Source organism: Streptomyces scabichelini (assembly GCF_011045015.1).
Lineage (GTDB): Bacteria > Actinomycetota > Actinomycetes > Streptomycetales > Streptomycetaceae > Streptomyces > Streptomyces scabichelini.
This window is the reverse complement of record NZ_JAAKZY010000040.1, coordinates 20,478-37,471: the sequence shown is the minus strand read 5'-3', so window position 1 is coordinate 37,471 and position 16,994 is coordinate 20,478. Positions and strand designations below refer to the sequence as shown.

At 71.4% G+C, this 16,994-nt stretch carries 14 protein-coding genes and 1 pseudogene; 9 read left to right on the top strand and 6 right to left on the bottom strand.

Annotated elements, in window-relative coordinates; all coding sequences use genetic code 11:
* Positions 1 to 23 precede the first annotated feature (23 nt).
* The 5 genes from G5C60_RS15310 to benA all read right to left on the bottom strand — a co-directional run bounded on the left by G5C60_RS15310 (position 24) and on the right by benA (position 6,705).
* Positions 24 to 2,810: a helix-turn-helix transcriptional regulator gene (locus tag G5C60_RS15310; protein ID WP_165259399.1), complete on the bottom strand. Its 2,787-nt coding sequence runs from the start codon at positions 2,808 to 2,810 to the stop codon at positions 24 to 26.
* Between the two features lie 180 nt (positions 2,811 to 2,990).
* Entirely contained in the window at positions 2,991 to 3,773 is a 783-nt protein-coding gene (locus G5C60_RS15305) for a 1,6-dihydroxycyclohexa-2,4-diene-1-carboxylate dehydrogenase (RefSeq protein ID WP_165259396.1), read from the bottom strand.
* Positions 3,770 to 4,813: a benzoate 1,2-dioxygenase electron transfer component BenC gene (benC, locus tag G5C60_RS15300; RefSeq protein ID WP_241266816.1), complete on the bottom strand. Its 1,044-nt coding sequence runs from the start codon at positions 4,811 to 4,813 to the stop codon at positions 3,770 to 3,772. The genes G5C60_RS15305 and benC overlap by 4 nt, the downstream gene beginning before the upstream one ends.
* Before the next feature lie 33 nt (positions 4,814 to 4,846).
* Positions 4,847 to 5,353 carry a benzoate 1,2-dioxygenase small subunit gene (gene benB, locus G5C60_RS15295; RefSeq protein ID WP_165259393.1) on the bottom strand — a complete coding sequence of 169 codons (507 nt, stop codon included), beginning with the start codon at positions 5,351 to 5,353 and terminating at the stop codon, positions 4,847 to 4,849.
* Positions 5,350 to 6,705 (bottom strand): benzoate 1,2-dioxygenase large subunit, encoded by a 1,356-nt coding sequence (gene benA, locus G5C60_RS15290; protein ID WP_165259390.1) that lies wholly within the window; start codon positions 6,703 to 6,705, stop codon positions 5,350 to 5,352. Before benA ends, benB begins: the two co-directional genes overlap by 4 nt.
* Positions 6,706 to 6,955: 250 nt before the next feature.
* On the opposite strand from benA, the gene G5C60_RS15285 reads away from it, so the two are divergent.
* From G5C60_RS15285 to G5C60_RS15245, 9 genes and pseudogenes are all read left to right on the top strand, one after another.
* Positions 6,956 to 7,855 (top strand): LysR substrate-binding domain-containing protein, encoded by a 900-nt coding sequence (locus G5C60_RS15285; protein WP_165259387.1) that lies wholly within the window; start codon positions 6,956 to 6,958, stop codon positions 7,853 to 7,855.
* The gene (locus G5C60_RS15280) at positions 7,852 to 8,955 is read left to right on the top strand and encodes a mandelate racemase/muconate lactonizing enzyme family protein (RefSeq protein WP_165259384.1); all 1,104 of its coding nucleotides are present in this window, start codon (positions 7,852 to 7,854) and stop codon (positions 8,953 to 8,955) included. The genes G5C60_RS15285 and G5C60_RS15280 overlap by 4 nt, the downstream gene beginning before the upstream one ends.
* Positions 8,956 to 9,038: 83 nt before the next feature.
* Positions 9,039 to 9,893: a catechol 1,2-dioxygenase gene (gene catA, locus G5C60_RS15275; protein ID WP_165259381.1), complete on the top strand. Its 855-nt coding sequence runs from the start codon at positions 9,039 to 9,041 to the stop codon at positions 9,891 to 9,893.
* A 6-nt stretch (positions 9,894 to 9,899) separates the two neighbouring features.
* A complete protein-coding gene (catC, locus tag G5C60_RS15270) occupies positions 9,900 to 10,184 on the top strand; it encodes a muconolactone Delta-isomerase (protein ID WP_165259378.1) in 285 nt (94 codons plus the stop codon).
* Between the two features lie 8 nt (positions 10,185 to 10,192).
* Positions 10,193 to 10,617: pseudogene (locus tag G5C60_RS15265) on the top strand (CoA transferase subunit A); the annotation flags it as partial.
* Positions 10,618 to 10,851: 234 nt separating this feature from the next.
* Positions 10,852 to 12,522 (top strand): sigma-54-dependent Fis family transcriptional regulator, encoded by a 1,671-nt coding sequence (locus G5C60_RS15260; RefSeq protein ID WP_165259375.1) that lies wholly within the window; start codon positions 10,852 to 10,854, stop codon positions 12,520 to 12,522.
* Positions 12,523 to 12,707: 185 nt separating this feature from the next.
* Positions 12,708 to 13,811, top strand: coding sequence for an NAD(P)-dependent alcohol dehydrogenase (locus G5C60_RS15255; RefSeq protein ID WP_165259372.1), 1,104 nt, complete (start codon positions 12,708 to 12,710; stop codon positions 13,809 to 13,811).
* A gap of 13 nt (positions 13,812 to 13,824) precedes the next feature.
* Positions 13,825 to 14,628, top strand: a complete 804-nt coding sequence (locus G5C60_RS15250) for an alpha/beta fold hydrolase (RefSeq protein ID WP_165259369.1) — start codon at positions 13,825 to 13,827, stop codon at positions 14,626 to 14,628.
* Positions 14,629 to 14,664: 36 nt separating this feature from the next.
* The gene (locus G5C60_RS15245; RefSeq protein ID WP_165259367.1) at positions 14,665 to 16,119 is read left to right on the top strand and encodes an aldehyde dehydrogenase; all 1,455 of its coding nucleotides are present in this window, start codon (positions 14,665 to 14,667) and stop codon (positions 16,117 to 16,119) included.
* Between the two features lie 121 nt (positions 16,120 to 16,240).
* On the opposite strand, the gene G5C60_RS15240 is transcribed toward G5C60_RS15245, so the two are convergent.
* On the bottom strand, positions 16,241 to 16,972 hold the full coding sequence (locus G5C60_RS15240) for an alpha/beta fold hydrolase (protein WP_165259365.1): 732 nt from the start codon (positions 16,970 to 16,972) through the stop codon (positions 16,241 to 16,243).
* Positions 16,973 to 16,994: the final 22 nt, after the last annotated feature.

Below are 16,994 nucleotides of genomic sequence, written 5' to 3'. Positions count from 1 at the left end.
GCAGGTCGGTGCCGAGGTGTCGATCACTCGGGATGCGGCAACTCCCTGAAGCGCACAGCGAGTTCGCTGCGAGAGCGGATGTCCAGTTTCGAATAGACGTGCGTCAGGTGGTACTGCACGGTCTTGACCGAGATGAACAGCTCCAGAGCCGCCTGCTGGTTGGTGGCCCCGGCAGCGACGAGCCGGGCCACGGCACGTTCCTGTGCCGTGAGTTGGGCCATTCCCGGGGCGAGGCGGGTGGTGTGCAGGCCACCGGCCTGGAGTTCCCGGTCGCAACGTTCCACGAAGGTGCGGGCGCCGAGGGTGGCGTAGGCGTCGCGGGCGTTCTTCAGAACGGTGTCGGCCTCGCGGCGCTTGCCGGCGCGGCGCAGGGTCTGGCCGTAGGCGAAATTGACGCGGGCCCGGTCGTACGGGAGCGGCAGGTGCTCGAGGTGGGAGAGGGCCTGCTCGAACTCCTTGCGGGCGGTGTCGATGTCGCCGCGCGCGGCGGTGAGCCGGCCGCGGGCGAGGCCGAGGCGGGCCCGGGCGGAGCGGCGGCCGCGGCGGGCGGCGAGATCCTCGTGAGGGGCGAGGAACGCGTCGGCCTCGTCGAGGCGGCCCGTCATGACCAGGGCGTTGGCGTACACGTCCGGCCAGGGCCAGAAGCCCGGTTCGTCGATCGACTCCCGCACGGGGAGCTGGACCACGGGGGCCAGGGCCTCGACGACCCGGTCATAGTCGCCGCGGGCCTCGGCCACCTGGGCGCGGGCCAGGCAGGAGGGGATCAGCATGACCTCGTAGTGGTGAAGGTCGGCGGCGGCCTCGCCCACATGGTGGTCGGCGGCCTCCCAGTCGCCGCGCAGGGCATGGATCTGGGCGCCGGTCCAGTGGACCATCGGGCGGACGAGTTCGATGCGGACCTCGGCGAGGCGGACGGCCGCCCGCTGCACGGTCTCCAGGGCCTCCGGCCAGGCGCCGAGCGCGAACTGGGTGCGCGCCAGCCAGCCCTGCGCCCACAGGGAGATCCGGGTGGAGCCCATCCGGTAGCTGGTGGGGACGGCCGCTTCGAGTCGGCGGCGGGCCGCTTCGGGAGCGTCCAGGGCGAGGTCCACCCAGCCGCGCCCGAGCTGGAAGCGCTGGGGCTGGGCGCCGCCGGGCAGTTTGGCGGCGGCCGTCTCGTACGCGGCCAGGGCCTCTTCGGGGCGGCCCATCGCGGCCAGGCCGAGGCCCAGCACGGCTTCCGACTCGATGGCCGACGGGTTGTCCGGGTCGGCGAGCTCGATCGCCCGGCGGGCCCAGGCGACCAGGTCGCTTGCGTCCCAGCGGCCGAGCGCGTGCAGCACGCGGCGCTGGCTGATCCGGGCCATCAGGTCGCGGTGCCGAGCGGGGTCGCAGCGCTCCCAGGCCTGGGTGAGGAAGGCCTCCGCCTCCGCCGGGCGCCCGCGCATGATGGCCAGATAGCCCAGCACCACGTCGCGCAGGATGCCGGCCGGAAAACTCTCCAGCTCCGCGGCGAACGCCGTGGCCTGCGGCACGTCCCCGGCGCCGATCATCGCGTCGACGGCGCGCAGCAGCCGGTCCTCGCGTGCGGTGCGCCCGGTGCTCAGCCTCCCCGCGCGGACGAGGGTGTCGGCCACCGCCGACCACTCCCCTGCGGAGGCGCGCTCGGCGGCATACCGGTCGAGCTCGTCGGCGAGCGTCTCGTCGGCTGTCGTGGTGGCGGCCACGCGGTGGATCAGCTGCCTTCCCCGGTCGTCGCTGATCTCCGCCGCGCGGGCGTGCAGTCCGGCCCGGCGGGTCAGGTCGATGCGGGTGAGGACGGCGGCGCGGACCAGCGGGTGGGAGAAGGCCAGCTGGTGACGGCCGGGATCGAGGATGGCGGTCACCAGACCGGCCGCCCGGGCCTCGTCCACTGCGGGCAGCGGGGTGTCCAGGCCCGCGAGCGCGGCGGCCTCGGTGAGCGAGGCGTCCTCGCCGAGGATGGCGCAGGCCTCGACCAGGGCCCGGGTGGCCTCGCCGCAACGGGCGAGCCGGTGGCGGACGGCCGTGGCATAACGGGTGGGCGCGGGAAGCTCGGGGCGCCAGTCCTGCCAGGTCTCGCGGGGCAGTTCGCGCAGGAGCTGCGTCACGTGGCGCGGGTTGCCCCGTGTGTGGCGGCACAGGTGCCGGGCGGCGGGAACGTCCAGGGCGAGCCCGCCCGTCTCCCGGGCCAGGGTGCGCACGTCCTGCGGGGTCAGCGGTCCGGGACGTACGGCGTTGTCGCGGCAGCCGTCGAGGAATTCCAGGACCGCCGGCACCGGCAGGGGCGGCTCGGCGTGCCGTCCCCCGACCTCGTACAGCTCGTACGGCTCGTCCCGCGCGGCCAGGATGACGAGCACCCGCTCCGTGGACATCCTGCGCAGCGCCGACCGGATGGCGCGCAGGCTCTCCGCATCGGCCCAGTGGGCGTCGTCGACGACTGCGATCACCGGTTCCCGCTCCTGCCGGGCCGCCCACTGACGGCGCAGCAGGCGGCCGGTGTCCAGCACGGCGTCCGGTGCCGTCGGGTCGGGCAGAGCGGCGCCGTTGCCGTTGCCGTGGACGAGCTGGTCGGCGATCCCGAGCGGCAGACCCGACTCCCAGGACACCCCTGCTACGCGCAGTACTCCCGCGCCGGATCCGTGCCGCGTGAGGACGTGCTCGACGAGCGCCGTCTTGCCGATGCCCGCCGGGCCCTCGACCAGGACAAGCCCGGGGCGGCCGGAGCGGGCGGCGCTGATCGCGCGGGCCAGCGCGGCGACCTCGCCGGCCCGTCCGATCAGGCTTCGCTGCAGCTCAGGGCGGTCATTCATGTGCCAGCACGCTAGCACCGCCGCCGGGCCACGGCCCCGGTACGAAGGCCGCTGCGGCCGGGACGGGTTCGGCGGCCGGGCGCGGGACGAAGGGGCCGTCCCGTGGGTCGGTGGTTCTGGGTGCCTGAGTGGTTCTGTGCTCCTGCGTGTTCATGGAGTGGACCCCACGTTGCGTTCGAGTCAGCCGAGGTCCCCGCCGGCGACGGGCAGGACGGTGCCGGTGATGTAGGCGGCCTCGTCGGAGGCGAGGAAGCAGATGGCGGCGGCCTGCTCGTCGAGCGTGCCGTAGCGCTTCATCAGGGAGGAGCCGGTGGTCTGGTCGACGATCTGCCGGTACCAGGCCTTCTCCTGCGCGGTCCGGGCCGCGGGGCCCCGGGCGACCCGCCGGGCAGGGGCGTCGGTCCCGCCCGGGGCCGTGGCCACCACGCGGATGCCGTACTGCGCGGTTTCCATGGCGAGGGAGGCCGTGATGGCGTTGACGCCGCCCTTGGCTGCCGCGTACGGGACGCGGTTGACGCCGCGGGTGGCGACGGAGGAGACGTTGACGATCGTGCCGGAGCGCTGGGCGATGAGGTGGGGAAGGGCGGCGCGGCAGGTCCAGAGCGTGGGGAAGAGGGAGCGCTGGATCTCCGCCTGGATCTCGTCGGGTGCGTAGTGCTCGTAGGGCTTGGCCCAGATGGTGCCGCCGACGTTGTTGACGAGGACGTCGATGCGGCCGTGGTGGTCGTGGGCCGCGGCGATCGCGGCCTCGGCCCCCTCGTACCGCTCCAGGTCGGCGACGACGGCGTGGGCCTTGAGCTCTTCGGCGGCTGCCCGGACGACCTCGGCGCGGTCGACGAGGACGACGTCCGCGGACTCGGCGGCGAGCCGGCGGGCGACGGCGAGGCCGATGCCCTGCGCGGCTCCGGTGACCACGACCTTTTTCCCGGCGAAACGGACCGTGTTGACGGTGGTCACGCTCATGCGGCCTCCGCCGTGGTGCGTACGGCGGCGGGGGTGAACTTCTCGTAGTGGAAGCTCGCCGGGGTCACGCCGAGGGACGCGATGTGGGCGCGTACGGCCTCGACCATGGCGGGCGGTCCGCACAGGTAGACGTCGGCATCGCCGTGGTGAAGGGTGCCGGCGTCCATGAGTCCGGTGACGAAGCCCTTGGTGCGGGCACGGCTCGCGGGGTCGGCCACGCAGTGGTCGAAGGTGAAGCCGGGGACGACCTCGGCGTAGTCCTCGAGGGTGTCCAGGTGGACGAGGTCCTCGTCGGTGGTGACGCCGTAGAGCAGGTGGACGGGGCGGCCCGGCGGCTGCTGGGCCATGCGCTCGAGCATCGACAGCAGGGGCGCCAGGCCGGTGCCGCCCGCCAGCAGCAGGGCAGGGCGGGTGAGTTGGCGCAGGTAGAAGCTGCCCATTGGGCCGGTGAACTCCAGGCGGTCGCCGACGCTGGCGCGTTCGGTGAGGTACGCGGACATCGCGCCGCCGTCCACGATGCGCACCAGGAACGACACCTGCCGCTGGGCGGGGCCGGAGCTGAAGGAGTAGGAGCGGGTCTGGTCGGTGCCGGGGACGGCGACGTTGACGTACTGGCCGGGCAGGAAGTCGAGGCCGTCCCGGTTGTCGACGTCGAGCGCGAACTCGACGGTGGTCGCGGAGTGGCGCCGTATGTCGGCCACGGTCGCGCCGAACGCGGCCGGCCCGGTCTTGGCGGCGGCCGCGGACGAGGGGATGCGCAGCACGAGGTCGCTGTGCGGGGTCATCTGGCAGGGCAGGCAGTGGCCCCGCGCGGCCTCGTCGTCGGTGAGCGCCTCTTCGATGTAGTCGCCGCCGTCGTAACTCCCCGACTCGCACAGCGACTTGCAGGTGCCGCAGGCGCCGTCGCGACAGTCGAGGGGGATGTTGATCCGGGCCTTGTAGGAGGCCTCGGCGACGGTCTCGTCGGGGCGGCACTCGATGAAGCGGGTGATGCCGTCCTCGAAGTTCAGGGCGACCTGGAAGGACATGCTGCGACTCATTTCAGGGATGTCAGACGTGAGATTCCAGGGATGTCAGACGTGGTAGATGTCGACGACGTGGTGCACGTAGTCGTTCTTCAGGACGACCTTCTTGCGCGTGATGAGCGGCTCGGGCCCGGTCAGGTCGAGGGTGTAGTACGACGTGCCGAAGTACGTGTCGACGGTCTGGTAGCGGTAGTAGAGCGTGAACCAGTTGAAGCGCACGTGCACCGTGTCGCCGTCGCGGCCGGTGATCTCGACGTTGGTGATGTTGTGGCCGGTGCGCGGTTCGGGCAGGCTGGTCGCGCTGGAGCGGTCGGTGCGGATGCGGAAGACGCGGTCCTCCAGGCCGGCCCGGCTCGGGTAGTAGACCAGGGAGATCTCGCGCTGCGGGTCGCGGGTGAGTTCGTCGTCGTCCGCCCAGGCCGGCATCCAGAACTCGGCGTCGGGGTGGTAGCACTCCAGCCACTTCTCGAACTCTCGGTCGTCGAGGTGGCGGGCCTCGCGGTAGAGGAACTGCCGGATGCCCTCCAGCGTCAACTCATCGATTGCCGTGGTCACTTCGCCGCCTCCAGGTCGTCCAGGGCCCGCCGCAGGGTGTCGAGCCAGTAGCCGTGCTGGACGGGGTAGAGGCCCTCGTCCTCGGTGCGCACGCCGCTGGCGATCGGGTCGATGCCGATCTTCTTGGCGTCCTCGTCGGGGCCGTCGATCTGGTGCACGGCGCCGCGGCTGAGGTCGTTCCAGGGCATGGACTCGGCCTGGTACGTCTTCTGGCAGGAGCGGAACTCCTCCAGGTCGTCCGGGGTGGCCATACCGGTGGCGTTGAAGAAGTCCTCGTACTGCCGGATCCGGCGGGCGCGGGCCTCGGCGGGCTCGCCCTTGGGGGCGATGCAGTAGATGGTGACCTCGGTCTTGTCCACGGAGATGGGCCGGAAGTGCCGTATCTGCGAGCTGAACTGGTCCATCAGGTAGACGTTCGGGTACAGGCACAGATTGCGGGAGACGCCGATCATCCAGTCGGCCTTCTCCGCCCCGAACTCGGCGGCCAGTTCGTCGCGCTTCTCGTACAGCGGCCGGTTGGTGGGGTCGAGCCACTTGGTCCACAGCAGCAGATGGCCGTGGTCGAAGGAGTAGAAGCCGCCCTTCTGCTTGGACCAGCCGCCCGCGTCCATCGTCTTCGTGTCGTTCTTCGACTCGCCCGAGGTGCGGCGGGCCTGGGTGGCCGCGTAGTTCCAGTGGGTGGCGGAGACGTGGTAGCCGTCGGCGCCGTTCTCGGCCTGCAGCTTCCAGTTGCCGTCGTAGTGGTACGTCGAGGAGCCGCGCAGTACCTCCAGGCCGTCCGGGGACTGGTCGACGACCATGTCGATGACGACGGCCGCGTCACCCAGGTGCTCGCGCAGCGGCTTGACGTCCGGGTTCAGGCTGGCGAACAGGAACCCGCGGTAGGACTCGAAGCGGGCGACCTTCTTCAGGTCGTGCGAGCCGTCGGTGTTGAACTGCTCCGGGTAGCCGGCCTCGCGCGGGTCCTTCACCTTCAGCAGCTTGCCGCTGTTGTTGAAGGTCCAGCCGTGGAACGGGCAGGTGAAGGTGGTGCGGTTGTCGGTCTTGCGGCGGCAGAGCATCGCGCCGCGGTGGCTGCACGCGTTGATCAGGCAGTGCAGCTCCCCTTGCTTGTCGCGGGAGATGACGACGGGCTGGCGGCCGATGTACGTCGTGAAGTAGTCGCCGACCTCCGGGATCTGGCTCTCGTGCGCGAGATAGAGCCAGTTCCCCTCGAAGATGTGCTTCATCTCCAGCTCGAAGAGCTCCTCGTCCGTGAAGACACTGCGCCGGACCCGGTACACACCGTTGTCCGGATCCTCCACGAGGGCGTCTTCGAGGATGGTCCGCGCACGGCTGAAGTCCTCGGCCATGTTCTCGTCCCTTCGCCTCGACCGAGCCCTCCGACCTGGTCGGCGACTCGTTGCCATTGCTTTTCAGCACCATGACAGCGGGGTGAAGAGTCGGCCCCAGACATTTCCCCAGGGTTGACCCAGGGGGGTATTGATATCGCGTCCGTCTCAATACGCTCCAACCAGATATTTGTGGGGTATGGGGTTCGCTCCTTACGCTGAAGCGCATTCGAGGGCCCCGCGACGAGAAGACGAGGAATGGGGCGGCCCGATGGAACTCAGACACCTGCGGTATTTCCTGGCGGTCGCCGAGACGCGGCATTTCGGGAAGGCCGCGCAGGCCCTGCACATGGCCCAGCCGCCGCTCTCCCAGGCGATCCGCCGCCTGGAGACGGATCTGGGCGTGGAGCTGTTCACCCGCACCACCCGGCAGGTCACCCTGACCGGCGCGGGCGAGGTGTTCCGCACCGATGTGGAGCGCATCCTCAAGGCCGTCGACGAGGCGGTGGCCCGGATCGCGCGCTTCACCTCGGGGGTGGAGGGCGTGCTCAGGGTCGGCCTGACGGGCTCCGCCTCGTACCGGCAGCTACCGGCCCTCGCCCGGCTGCTCAAACGCGAGATGCCGCACGTGATGATGGAGGTGCACACCGAGATGCTCACACCCGCCCAGGAGCTGGGGCTGACCGAGCGGCGCCTCGACGTCGGTGTGCTGCGCCCGCCGATCCGCCAGGAGGGCATCGCCCACCGCCCGCTCGCCGACGAGCCGTTGGTCGCCGCCGTGCCCGAGGAGCACTGGCTCGCCGAGGCCGACACCGTCCGTGTCGAGCAGCTGCGGCACGAGGACTTCATCATGTACGGCGCCACACTCGGCTCCGTCGTCAACGACGCCGTCGTGCGCAGCTGCCTCGCCTCCGGCTTCTACCCGCACTGCGCCTACGAGGTCACCGAGACCTCGGCCGCCCTGGCCCTGGTCGCCGCCGGGCTCGGTGTCGCCGTCCTGCCCGACTCGATCCGCTCCGCGCCCCGCGAGGGCGTCCGGTGCAAGGACATCGAGGACGCGCTGTCCGTCCCGCTGGTCCTGGCGTGGCGCGCGGACGACGACTCGCCGCTGGTGCGGAACCTCCTCGATGTACTGGAACAAAATGACGTGTTTCTCCAGGGAGTGGCATGAAAATCGTCCAGGTGGAGGCAATTCCCTTTGCCATTCCCTATGCGAAAACGCTGAAATTCGCGAGCGGTGAGGTGCACACCGCCGACCACGTCCTGGTCCGGGTCCACACGGACGAGGGGCTGACGGGGACCGCCGAGGCGCCGCCGCGGCCGTACACCTACGGCGAGACCCAGGAGTCGATCATCGCGGTGATCGACGGGATCTTCGCCCCGCAGCTCCTGGGTCTCACCGCGCTGGAGCGGGAGGCGGTGCACGCCCGTCTGGAGCGGACCGTGGGCAATCCGACCGCCAAGGCGGCGATCGACATGGCCCTGTGGGACATCCTCGGACAGGCCGCCGGGATGCCGGTGTCCGGACTGCTCGGCGGCTACACCGACCGCATGCGGGTGAGCCACATGGTGGGCTTCGCACCGGCCGAGGAGATGGTGGCGGAGGCCGAGCGGATCCGGGACACCTACGGCGTCACCACCTTCAAGGTGAAGGTCGGCCGGCAGCCCTACACCGACGACGTCGCCGCCTGCCGTGCACTGCGCGAAGCCCTCGGCCCGGACATCGAGCTGTACATCGACGGCAACCGCGGCTGGACGGCGTCCGACTCGGCGCGCGCCCTGCGCGAGATGGCCGACCTCGGGCTGACGTTCGCCGAGGAACTCTGCCCCGCCGACGACGTCCTGGGCCGCCGCTGGCTGGTGGCGCGGAGCCCGGTGCCCTTCATCGCCGACGAGAGCGCCACCCGCACCGGCGAGGTGACCCGCGAACTCCTCGGCGGCTCCGCCACCGCCATCAGCATCAAGACGGCCCGTACCGGCTTCACCGCATCCCAGCGCGTGCTGCACGAGTGCGAGGGGCTCGGTGTGGAGGTGGTGATGGGCAATCAGATCGACGGTCAGATCGGCACGTTGTGCTCGGTCGCCTTCGGAGCCGCGCACCGCTCCACGGCGCGACAGGCCGGCGAGCTGTCCAACTTCCTCGACATGTCCGACGACCTCCTCACCGAGCCGCTGACCATCGAGAACGGCAGCCTGCGCATCCGCGAGGGCGCCGGACTCGGCATCGACATCGACCCCGACAAGCTGGCGCGTTACCGCCGGGACCGCTGAGCCCTTCGACATTTCACAGCGACATTTCACCGAGACATTTCACCGAGACATTTCACCGAGAATTTCGCACAGACGGGACGATCATGACCGACATCATCACCGAGCAGGCCACCGCAGCCGCGTCCGGAGCCGCCGCCACCGAGCAGTTCCGCAGCAAGCAGCGCACGGACGCGGTCGACGTCGACGCGAAGCGCGTCGACACGCTGGTCTCCGAACTCCTCGCCGCCGCCCACGACATCATCCGCCGCCACAAAGTCACGTACGCCGAGTACGACGTGCTGAAGTCCTGGCTCATCCAGGTCGGCGAGGACGGCGAGTGGCCGCTGTTCCTCGACGTCTGGCTCGAGCACGTCGTCGAAGAGGTCGCGGGCGAGAACCGGCAGGGCAGCAAGGGCACCATCGAAGGCCCGTACTACATCCCCGACGCGCCCCGGCTGCCCGCCGAGGCGACCCTGCCCATGCGCGAGGGTGAGGCGGGCACCCCGCTGCTCTTCCAGGGGCAGGTGACCGGCGTGGACGGCACGCCGCTGCCCGGCGCCACCGTGGAGATCTGGCACGCCGACGCCGACGGCTTCTACTCGCAGTTCGCCCCCGACCTGCCCGAGTGGAACCTGCGCGGCACCGTCACCGCCGACGAGCAGGGCCACTTCAAGATCCACACCATGGAGCCGGCGCCGTACCAGATCCCGACGGACGGCTCCTGCGGCAAGCTCATCGCCGCCGCGGGCTGGCACGCGTGGCGCCCCGCCCACCTCCACCTGAAGGTGTCGGCCCCGGGGCACCAGCTCATCACCACCCAGCTGTACTTCAAGGGCGGCAGCCACGTCTCCGACGACATCGCCTCCGCCGTCAAGCCCGAGCTCATCCTGGACCCGGCCCCCGTCGCGGACGGCTCCGGCCGTGAAGTCACCTACGACTTCGTCCTCGACAAGGCGTGATGCACGGTGCTGTTCGCGGTACGGATGGACGTCGAGATTCCGCGCGACCTCGATCCCGGGGTTCGCGCGGACCTGCTGGCCCGCGAGAAGGCCTACTGCCAGGAGCTCCAGAAGTCCGGTGAGTGGGTGCACATCTGGCGGTGCGTCGGTCAGCACGCCAACATCAGCGTCTTCGACGTCGCCGACAACGAGGCGCTGCACCGCATCCTGTGGGACCTGCCCCTGTTCCCCTACATGAGGATCGAGGTCACCCCGCTGGCCCGGCATCCCTCGGATCTGGCGGCCGAGTGATGGACAAGGTGGTCGCCGACAACCGCGGGGCGATGGAGGGGGCCTTGCGGTGCCGCCGGCCGCGGAGCGGATCGCCCGGGTGACCGGCTCCTGCATCGGCGCGAACAAGGAGTTCGCCCGGCAGTGCCTGGCCGGCGAACTGGAGGTGGAGCTGATCCCGCAGGGCACGCTCGCCGAACGGCTGCGCGCCGGCGGGGCGGGGATCCCGGCCTGCTACCCGCCGGCCGGGGTGGGCACGCAGGTCGCCGAGGGCAGGCTGCCGTGGCGCTACGCCGGCTCCGGCGGGGGCGCGCCGGCCTCGCCGCCGAAGGAGGCGCGGGAGTTCGACGGGGTGCAGTACGTGCTGGAGCGCAGCACCCGCACCGACTTCGCGCTCATGCGGGCGGCCAAGGGCGACCGGCACGGCAACCTGGCGTTCAACAAGTCCTCCCGCACTGCGGCGACGCGGTCGCCGTATACGACCTGCGGCCCGGCCCGGCCGGGATCGCCGCCCCCACGCTCGTCGTCGGGGGCGCCCACGACGTGGCCACGCCGGTGGAGCACCCCCGGGAGCCGGCCGAGGGCATCCCGGACGCCGTACTGAAGGTCATCGCCTGCGGTCATCTCGCCGTGGAACAGCCGCAGTCCCTGCGGACCGCACTCACCGCCCATCTGCCGGAGGTCCGCCATGCACCCCATTGACACCGCGCTGCGTCCGGAGATCGCGCACTCCTGGTGGCGCTCCGAACTGAGCGGACTCACCCCCGCGACTCCGAACCTCCGGGTGGAACCGAGCGCGGTGGACCGGCGCAGCCGTCTTGTGGCGGCCGCCGAGCCGGTGCTCGCCGAGCTCGCCGAGCAGCTCGGCGACGCGGGCTTCTGTGTGCTGCTCGCCGACCGGGAGTCGCGGATCGTGGACGTGCCCGTCGGGGCGCGGTCGCTGCGCGATCGGCTGGCCGGGCTCGGCGTGGTGGCGGGCGGGGTGTTCCTGGAGGAGACGACCGGGACGAACTCGATCGCCACGGCCCACGAGCTGCGCCGCGGCGTCGCGGTGCACGGCGAGGAGCATTATCTGGAGCCGTTCAAACGGTTCAGCTGTTACGGGCATCCGATCACGCACCCGGTGACCCGCCGGCTGGAGGGCGTCCTCGACATCACCTGCCTCACCGGCAACGACTCCCCCTTGCTCGCCCCGCTCGTCGCGCGGGCCGCACGCGACATCGAGGAACGGCTGCTGCGCACCGCGCGCCGCGCCGAACAGCGGCTGCTGGCGGCCTTCCAGGTGGCGGCGGCCGGGCGGAACCGGCCGGTACTGGTACTCGGCGAGGGGGTGGTGCTGGCCAGCCCCGCCGCCGTGGATCTCCTCGACCCCGTCGACCACATCCGGCTGCGCGAACTCGCGTCCGGCCTCGGCCGCCGGGGCCCCGCGGGCTGCCCAGAGCCCCACCTCGCCTCCTCGGTCGAGCTGTCCTCGGGGCGGACCGTGGCCGTGCGCTACCAGGCCGTCGCCCCCGGGACCGACGGTGTGCTGTTCGAGTTCCGCGATCCCGACCAGGCCGGTGCCACGGTCCGCCGTGGCGGCCCCGCCCGGACTTCCGCCGTACGGCCCGCGGAGCTGGTGCAGGGCACGGCGGTGTACGTCGGCGGGGCGCCCGGCACCGGACGGACGACGACGGTGCGCTCACTCGTCGGCGGGGACCGGGATCGTGTCGTCACCCTCGACGCCTCGGAGGCGGCCGTACGCGGAGAAGCCGCCTGGCTCGCCGACCTGGAGCGGGCGGGCGACGGCGGCCCGGGCCTGCTGGTCGTCGAGGACGTGCATCTACTGCCCGACGCCTGCGCCGTCCGGATGCGGCGGCTCATGGACCGGCCGGGTCTGTGGATCGCCCTGACCGGAGCTCCCGTCGCCGAGCTCTCCGGCCAGTGTGCCGCGCTCGCCGCCGACTGCCCCGCGCAGATCGAGCTGCCTGGGCTGCGGGACCGTACCGAGGAGCTGCCCAACCTGGTGCGGGCCATGCTGGACGGCCTGGGCGCCGGCGACCGGCTGCGCTTCACGCCGGCCACGCTGGCCGCGCTGGCAGGCCACCCGTGGCCCGGCAACCTGCGCGAACTGCACACGGTCGTACGGACGGTCGCCGGACGCCGCTCGGCGGGCGACGTCACGCCCCGCGACCTGCCCGAGGGGTACCAGGTCAGCCCGCGCCGGCGCAGCATGACGCCGCTGGAGCGGGCCGAGCACGACGCGATCGCCGTCGCGCTGCGCGAGTGCGGCGGCAACAAACTGCACGCCGCGAAGCGGCTGGGCATCAGCCGCACCACGCTGTACAGCCGGATGCGCACCCTGCAGATCACCGCCTGAGCCTGCAGATCACCGCCTGAGCCGCCCGGCCATGTCCCACCTCGGCATCCGGCCCTGTCCCACCTCGACATGAGGTTGGGCCTCGGCTGTACGACCTCCGGGTGTGTCCAGGAATTGAACAGTTCGGGGGGTCTGTCCGGCTCTACGTTTCCCGTCAGAAACCTTCCGGCAAAGGAGCCGCAACCATGCGCATCACCGCCGCACTGACGGAGACCAAGGGCGCCCCCTTCACCCTCGCCCCGCTCGACCTGGACGACCCACGCCGGGGCGAGGTCGTCGTGAAGATCGTGAGCTCGGGTGTGTGCCACACCGATCTGATCGTCCGCGACCAGTGGTACCCGGTGCCGCTGCCAGCCGTCCTCGGCCACGAGGGCGCCGGTGTGGTGGAGGCCGTCGGCGACGGCGTCACCTCCGTCGCCCCCGGCGACCACGTCGTCCTCAGCTTCAGCTCCTGCGGTGGCTGCCGCACGTGCGTGCAGGGCCGTCCCGCGTACTGCGACCTGTTCTTCGCGCACAACTTCGCGGGCTCCCGCCCCGACGGCAGCACGCCCCTGCACCGGGAGTCGGGCGACGACGTGCATGGTGTCTTCTTCGGCCAATCCTCCTTCGCCACCTACGCTCTCGCCGCCGAACGGAACGTGGTCAAGGTGGACCCGTCCGTGCCGCTGGAGCTGCTCGGCCCGCTGGGCTGCGGCATCCAGACCGGTGCGGGCGGTGTCCTCAACTCCCTCAAGCCGCCGGCGGGCAGCAGCATCGCCGTCTTCGGTGCGGGCTCGGTCGGACTGAGCGCTGTCATGGCGGCCGTCGTCGCGGGCTGCACGACCATCGTCGCCGTCGACCTGAACACCCAGCGGCTGGAGCTGGCGAAGGAGCTGGGCGCCACGCACGTCATCAACGACGCCGAGGGCGACACGGTGGAGAGACTGCGCGACCTCACCGGCGGCCTGGGCGTGGACTACACGGTGGAGGCCACCGCCGTACCGGCCGTGCTGCGCCAGGCCGTCGACGCCCTCAACCAGGGCGGCACCTGCGGCCTGATCGGCGCCGCCGCCCTCGGCACCGAGGTGTCCCTCGACATGTCGTCGCTGCTCTTCGGCCGCGTCGTGCGCGGCATCGTCGAGGGCGACAGCGTGCCGCAGCTGTTCATCCCCAAGCTCGTCGACCTGTACCGGCAGGGCCGCTTCCCCTTCGACAAGCTGATCAAGTCGTACGCGTTCGAGGACATCAACGAGGCCGTGGAGGACGCCGAGAAGGGCACCACCCTCAAGGCCGTCCTGACCTTCGGCTGAGCGGCGCACGACGATGTTCCTTCCCTACGAGGGAGTCGACCTCGCCTACGAGGAGCACGGCTCGGGCGAGCCGCTGCTGCTGATCCACGGCTCCGGCGCCCAGGCCGCGACCTGGGGCCGGACCGTGGACGACCTGGCGGCGGCCGGGAACCGGGTCATCGCCTACGACCGCCGCGGCTACGGGGCGTCCGCCCATCCGCCGGTGCGCGACCACCGCCGCCATGTCGCGGACGCGATCGCCGTACTGGAGCGGGTCGCCAAGTCCCCGGCCACGGTGCTGGGCTGGAGCTCGGGCGGCAACATCGCCCTCGCGCTCACGGCCGCCCGCCCCGACCTCGTCCGGGGCCTGATCGTCGTGGAGCCGCCGCTGCACGGCCTGCGCCGCCCCAGGGCCGACCAGCTGCGCATGGTGGCCCGCGCCAAGTGGGCCCAGCTGCGCGGCCGTCCGGAGGAGGGGGCCGAGTACTTCTTCCGCTGGGCGGGCGAGGAGTCGTTCGACAAAGCGCCCAAGGAGGAACGCGACCGGCTGCTCGGCCATGCCCGCAACATCCTGGCGGAGCTCGACCCGCACCCGTACGGCGTGATGTTCGAGCACCTGCCGATGCGCAGGATCCGCGGCATCCGCGTACCGGTCACCTTCTTGATCGGCGCGAACAGCCACCCCTTCTTCCACACCCTGCACCGGCGGCTGGTGCGTGCCGTGCCCGCGGTCCGCAGCGAGGTGATCCCCGGAGCCGGTCACCTCGTGCATGTCGACGCGCCGGACGCGTTCGCCGCGGCCGTGCGCCGGGCCACCGCCCCCATGACTTCCCAGTGACTTCGCAATGACTTCGCATGACCAAGGAGCCGACCAATGCCCGCACTTGACCTGCGTTACGACACCTTCTACATCGGCGGCGAGTGGGTCCGCCCCGCCACCGGCCGGACGATCACTCCGGTCGACGCCAGCACCGAGGAGCCCCTCGGGCAGGTACCGGAGGGCACGGAGGCGGACATCGACCGCGCGGTCGCCGCCGCCCGTGCCGCCTTCGACGAACCGACTGGATGGGCGAGTTGGGAGCCCGCGCGGCGTGCCGAGGTGATGGAGCGGCTGGCCGACGCCATCGACAAGCGTGCCGACGGTTTCGTCGAGCGGGTCGCCGCCCAGAACGGGATGCCCGTCGCGGTCGCCCGGCAGCTGGAGATCGGCTATCCGAGCGCGGTGCTGCGCTACTACGCCGGGCTGGCGAAGGAGCTGGCCGTGAGCGAGACCCGGCCCGGTCTGTTCGGCGGCTCGATCGAGGTGCGCAAGGCGCCGGTCGGTGTCGTCGCGGCGATCGCGCCGTGGAACTTCCCGCAGGCCCTGACCATGTTCAAGATCGCCCCGGCGATGGCGACCGGCTGCACGCTCGTCATCAAGCCGTCGCCGGAGACCGTCCTTGACGCCTACCTGCTGGCCGAGGCCGTGGAGGAGGCCGGCGTCCCCGCCGGTGTGATCAACATCGTCCAGGGCGACCGGGAGACCGGCGCCTACCTCGTCGCCCACCCGGCCGTCGACAAGGTCGCCTTCACCGGCTCCACCGCCGCGGGCCGGATCGTCGCCGAGACCTGCGGCCGTCTGCTGCGCCCCGTCACCCTCGAACTCGGCGGCAAGTCCGCGGCGATCGTCCTGGACGACGCCGACCTGGACCTGTCGAAGATCGGCGAGGGTCTGTTCGGCGCCACCCTCCTCAACAACGGCCAGACCTGCTTCCTGGGCACCCGCGTCCTCGCTCCGCGCAGCCGGTACGCGGAGGTCGTCGACGCCTTCACGGCGCTCGCCTCCTCCCTCACCGTCGGCGCGGCGTCCGACCCGGCGACCCAGATCGGCCCGATGGCCACCGCCCGCCAGCGCGACCGGGTGGAGTCGTACATCGCCAAGGGCCGGGCCGAGGGCGCCCGCCTCACCACCGGCGGCGGTCGCCCGGAGGGCCTGGAGCGGGGCTGGTTCGTACAGCCGACCGTCTTCGCCGACGTCGACAACAACACCGTCATCGCGCAGGAGGAGATCTTCGGCCCGGTCCTGTCCCTCATCTCGTACGACGACGTCGACGACGCCGTACGCCTCGCCAACGACTCCGACTTCGGCCTCGGCGGCACGGTGTGGACGTCCGACCCCGAGCGGGGCGCGGCCGTCGCCCACCGCGTACGCACCGGCACGATCGGCGTCAACCGCTACATCCCCGACCCCGCCGCCCCCTTCGGCGGTGTCAAGGCCAGCGGACTGGGGCGCGAGCTGGGACCGGAGGGACTGACCGGGTACCAGCAGACGCAGACCGTCTACCTGTGACCCCGTGACCGGTGGTGCCCGGGCACCGTGGCGGCGCGCCACGGTGCCCGGGCCTTCCGGCGTGACGTAGGGGTGGGCGCCGATGCGCCCACCCCTACGCCATGCCGTCGTCCGGGGCCGCCTACGGAGTGGCGCAGGCCCGGATGAAAGCGTCGGCCAGTTCGGCGGGGCGGGTGAAGAGGGCTTCGTGGCTGCCGGGAGTCTCGATCATCAGCGGGTTCTTCAAGCGTTGGGGGAAACGCTCGGCCCAGTGCCACTCGCCGGGGAGGGAGAGGTCCTGCTCGGACAGAACGTACGCGGTCGGGATGTCCAGTGCGTAGAACGCGCTCGTGTCCGGCTTCTCCGTGAACGTGCCGAGCGGCTGCGGCACGAGCAGGGAGTGGACGATCCGCTGGGTCTCGTCGTCGGCGTCCTGCATGAACGCCTGCGCGAACACCTCGAACGGGAATGTCACTCCGTTGTTGCCGGAGGCGGCCGCCACGGCGCGGAACATCTCGCCGTAGTGCGGCGGGCACGCGTCGATCAGCGACTCACCGTCGTTGGGTATGAACGCGCTCCAGAAGACCAGCCGTCTGAGCCGGGAGGCCAGCCGGGGCGCCGCGCCCACCAGCACATAGCCGCCCCAGCTGTGGCCGACCAGCGTGATGTCCGTCAGGCCGGCGCGTTCGACGTACTCCACGAGGCTGTTCACACAGTCGGTCAGGGTCACGTCGCGCGGGTCGTCGTCCTCGCCAAGACCGGCCAGCGTGGGGGTGTACACCACATGTCCGGCGGCCCGCAGTTCGTTCGCGACGGGACGCCAGGCCCATCCTCCGTGGCAAGCGCCGGTCACCAGGACGAAGGTCTCGCTCATGCCGATCTCCTTTGATCGTTGA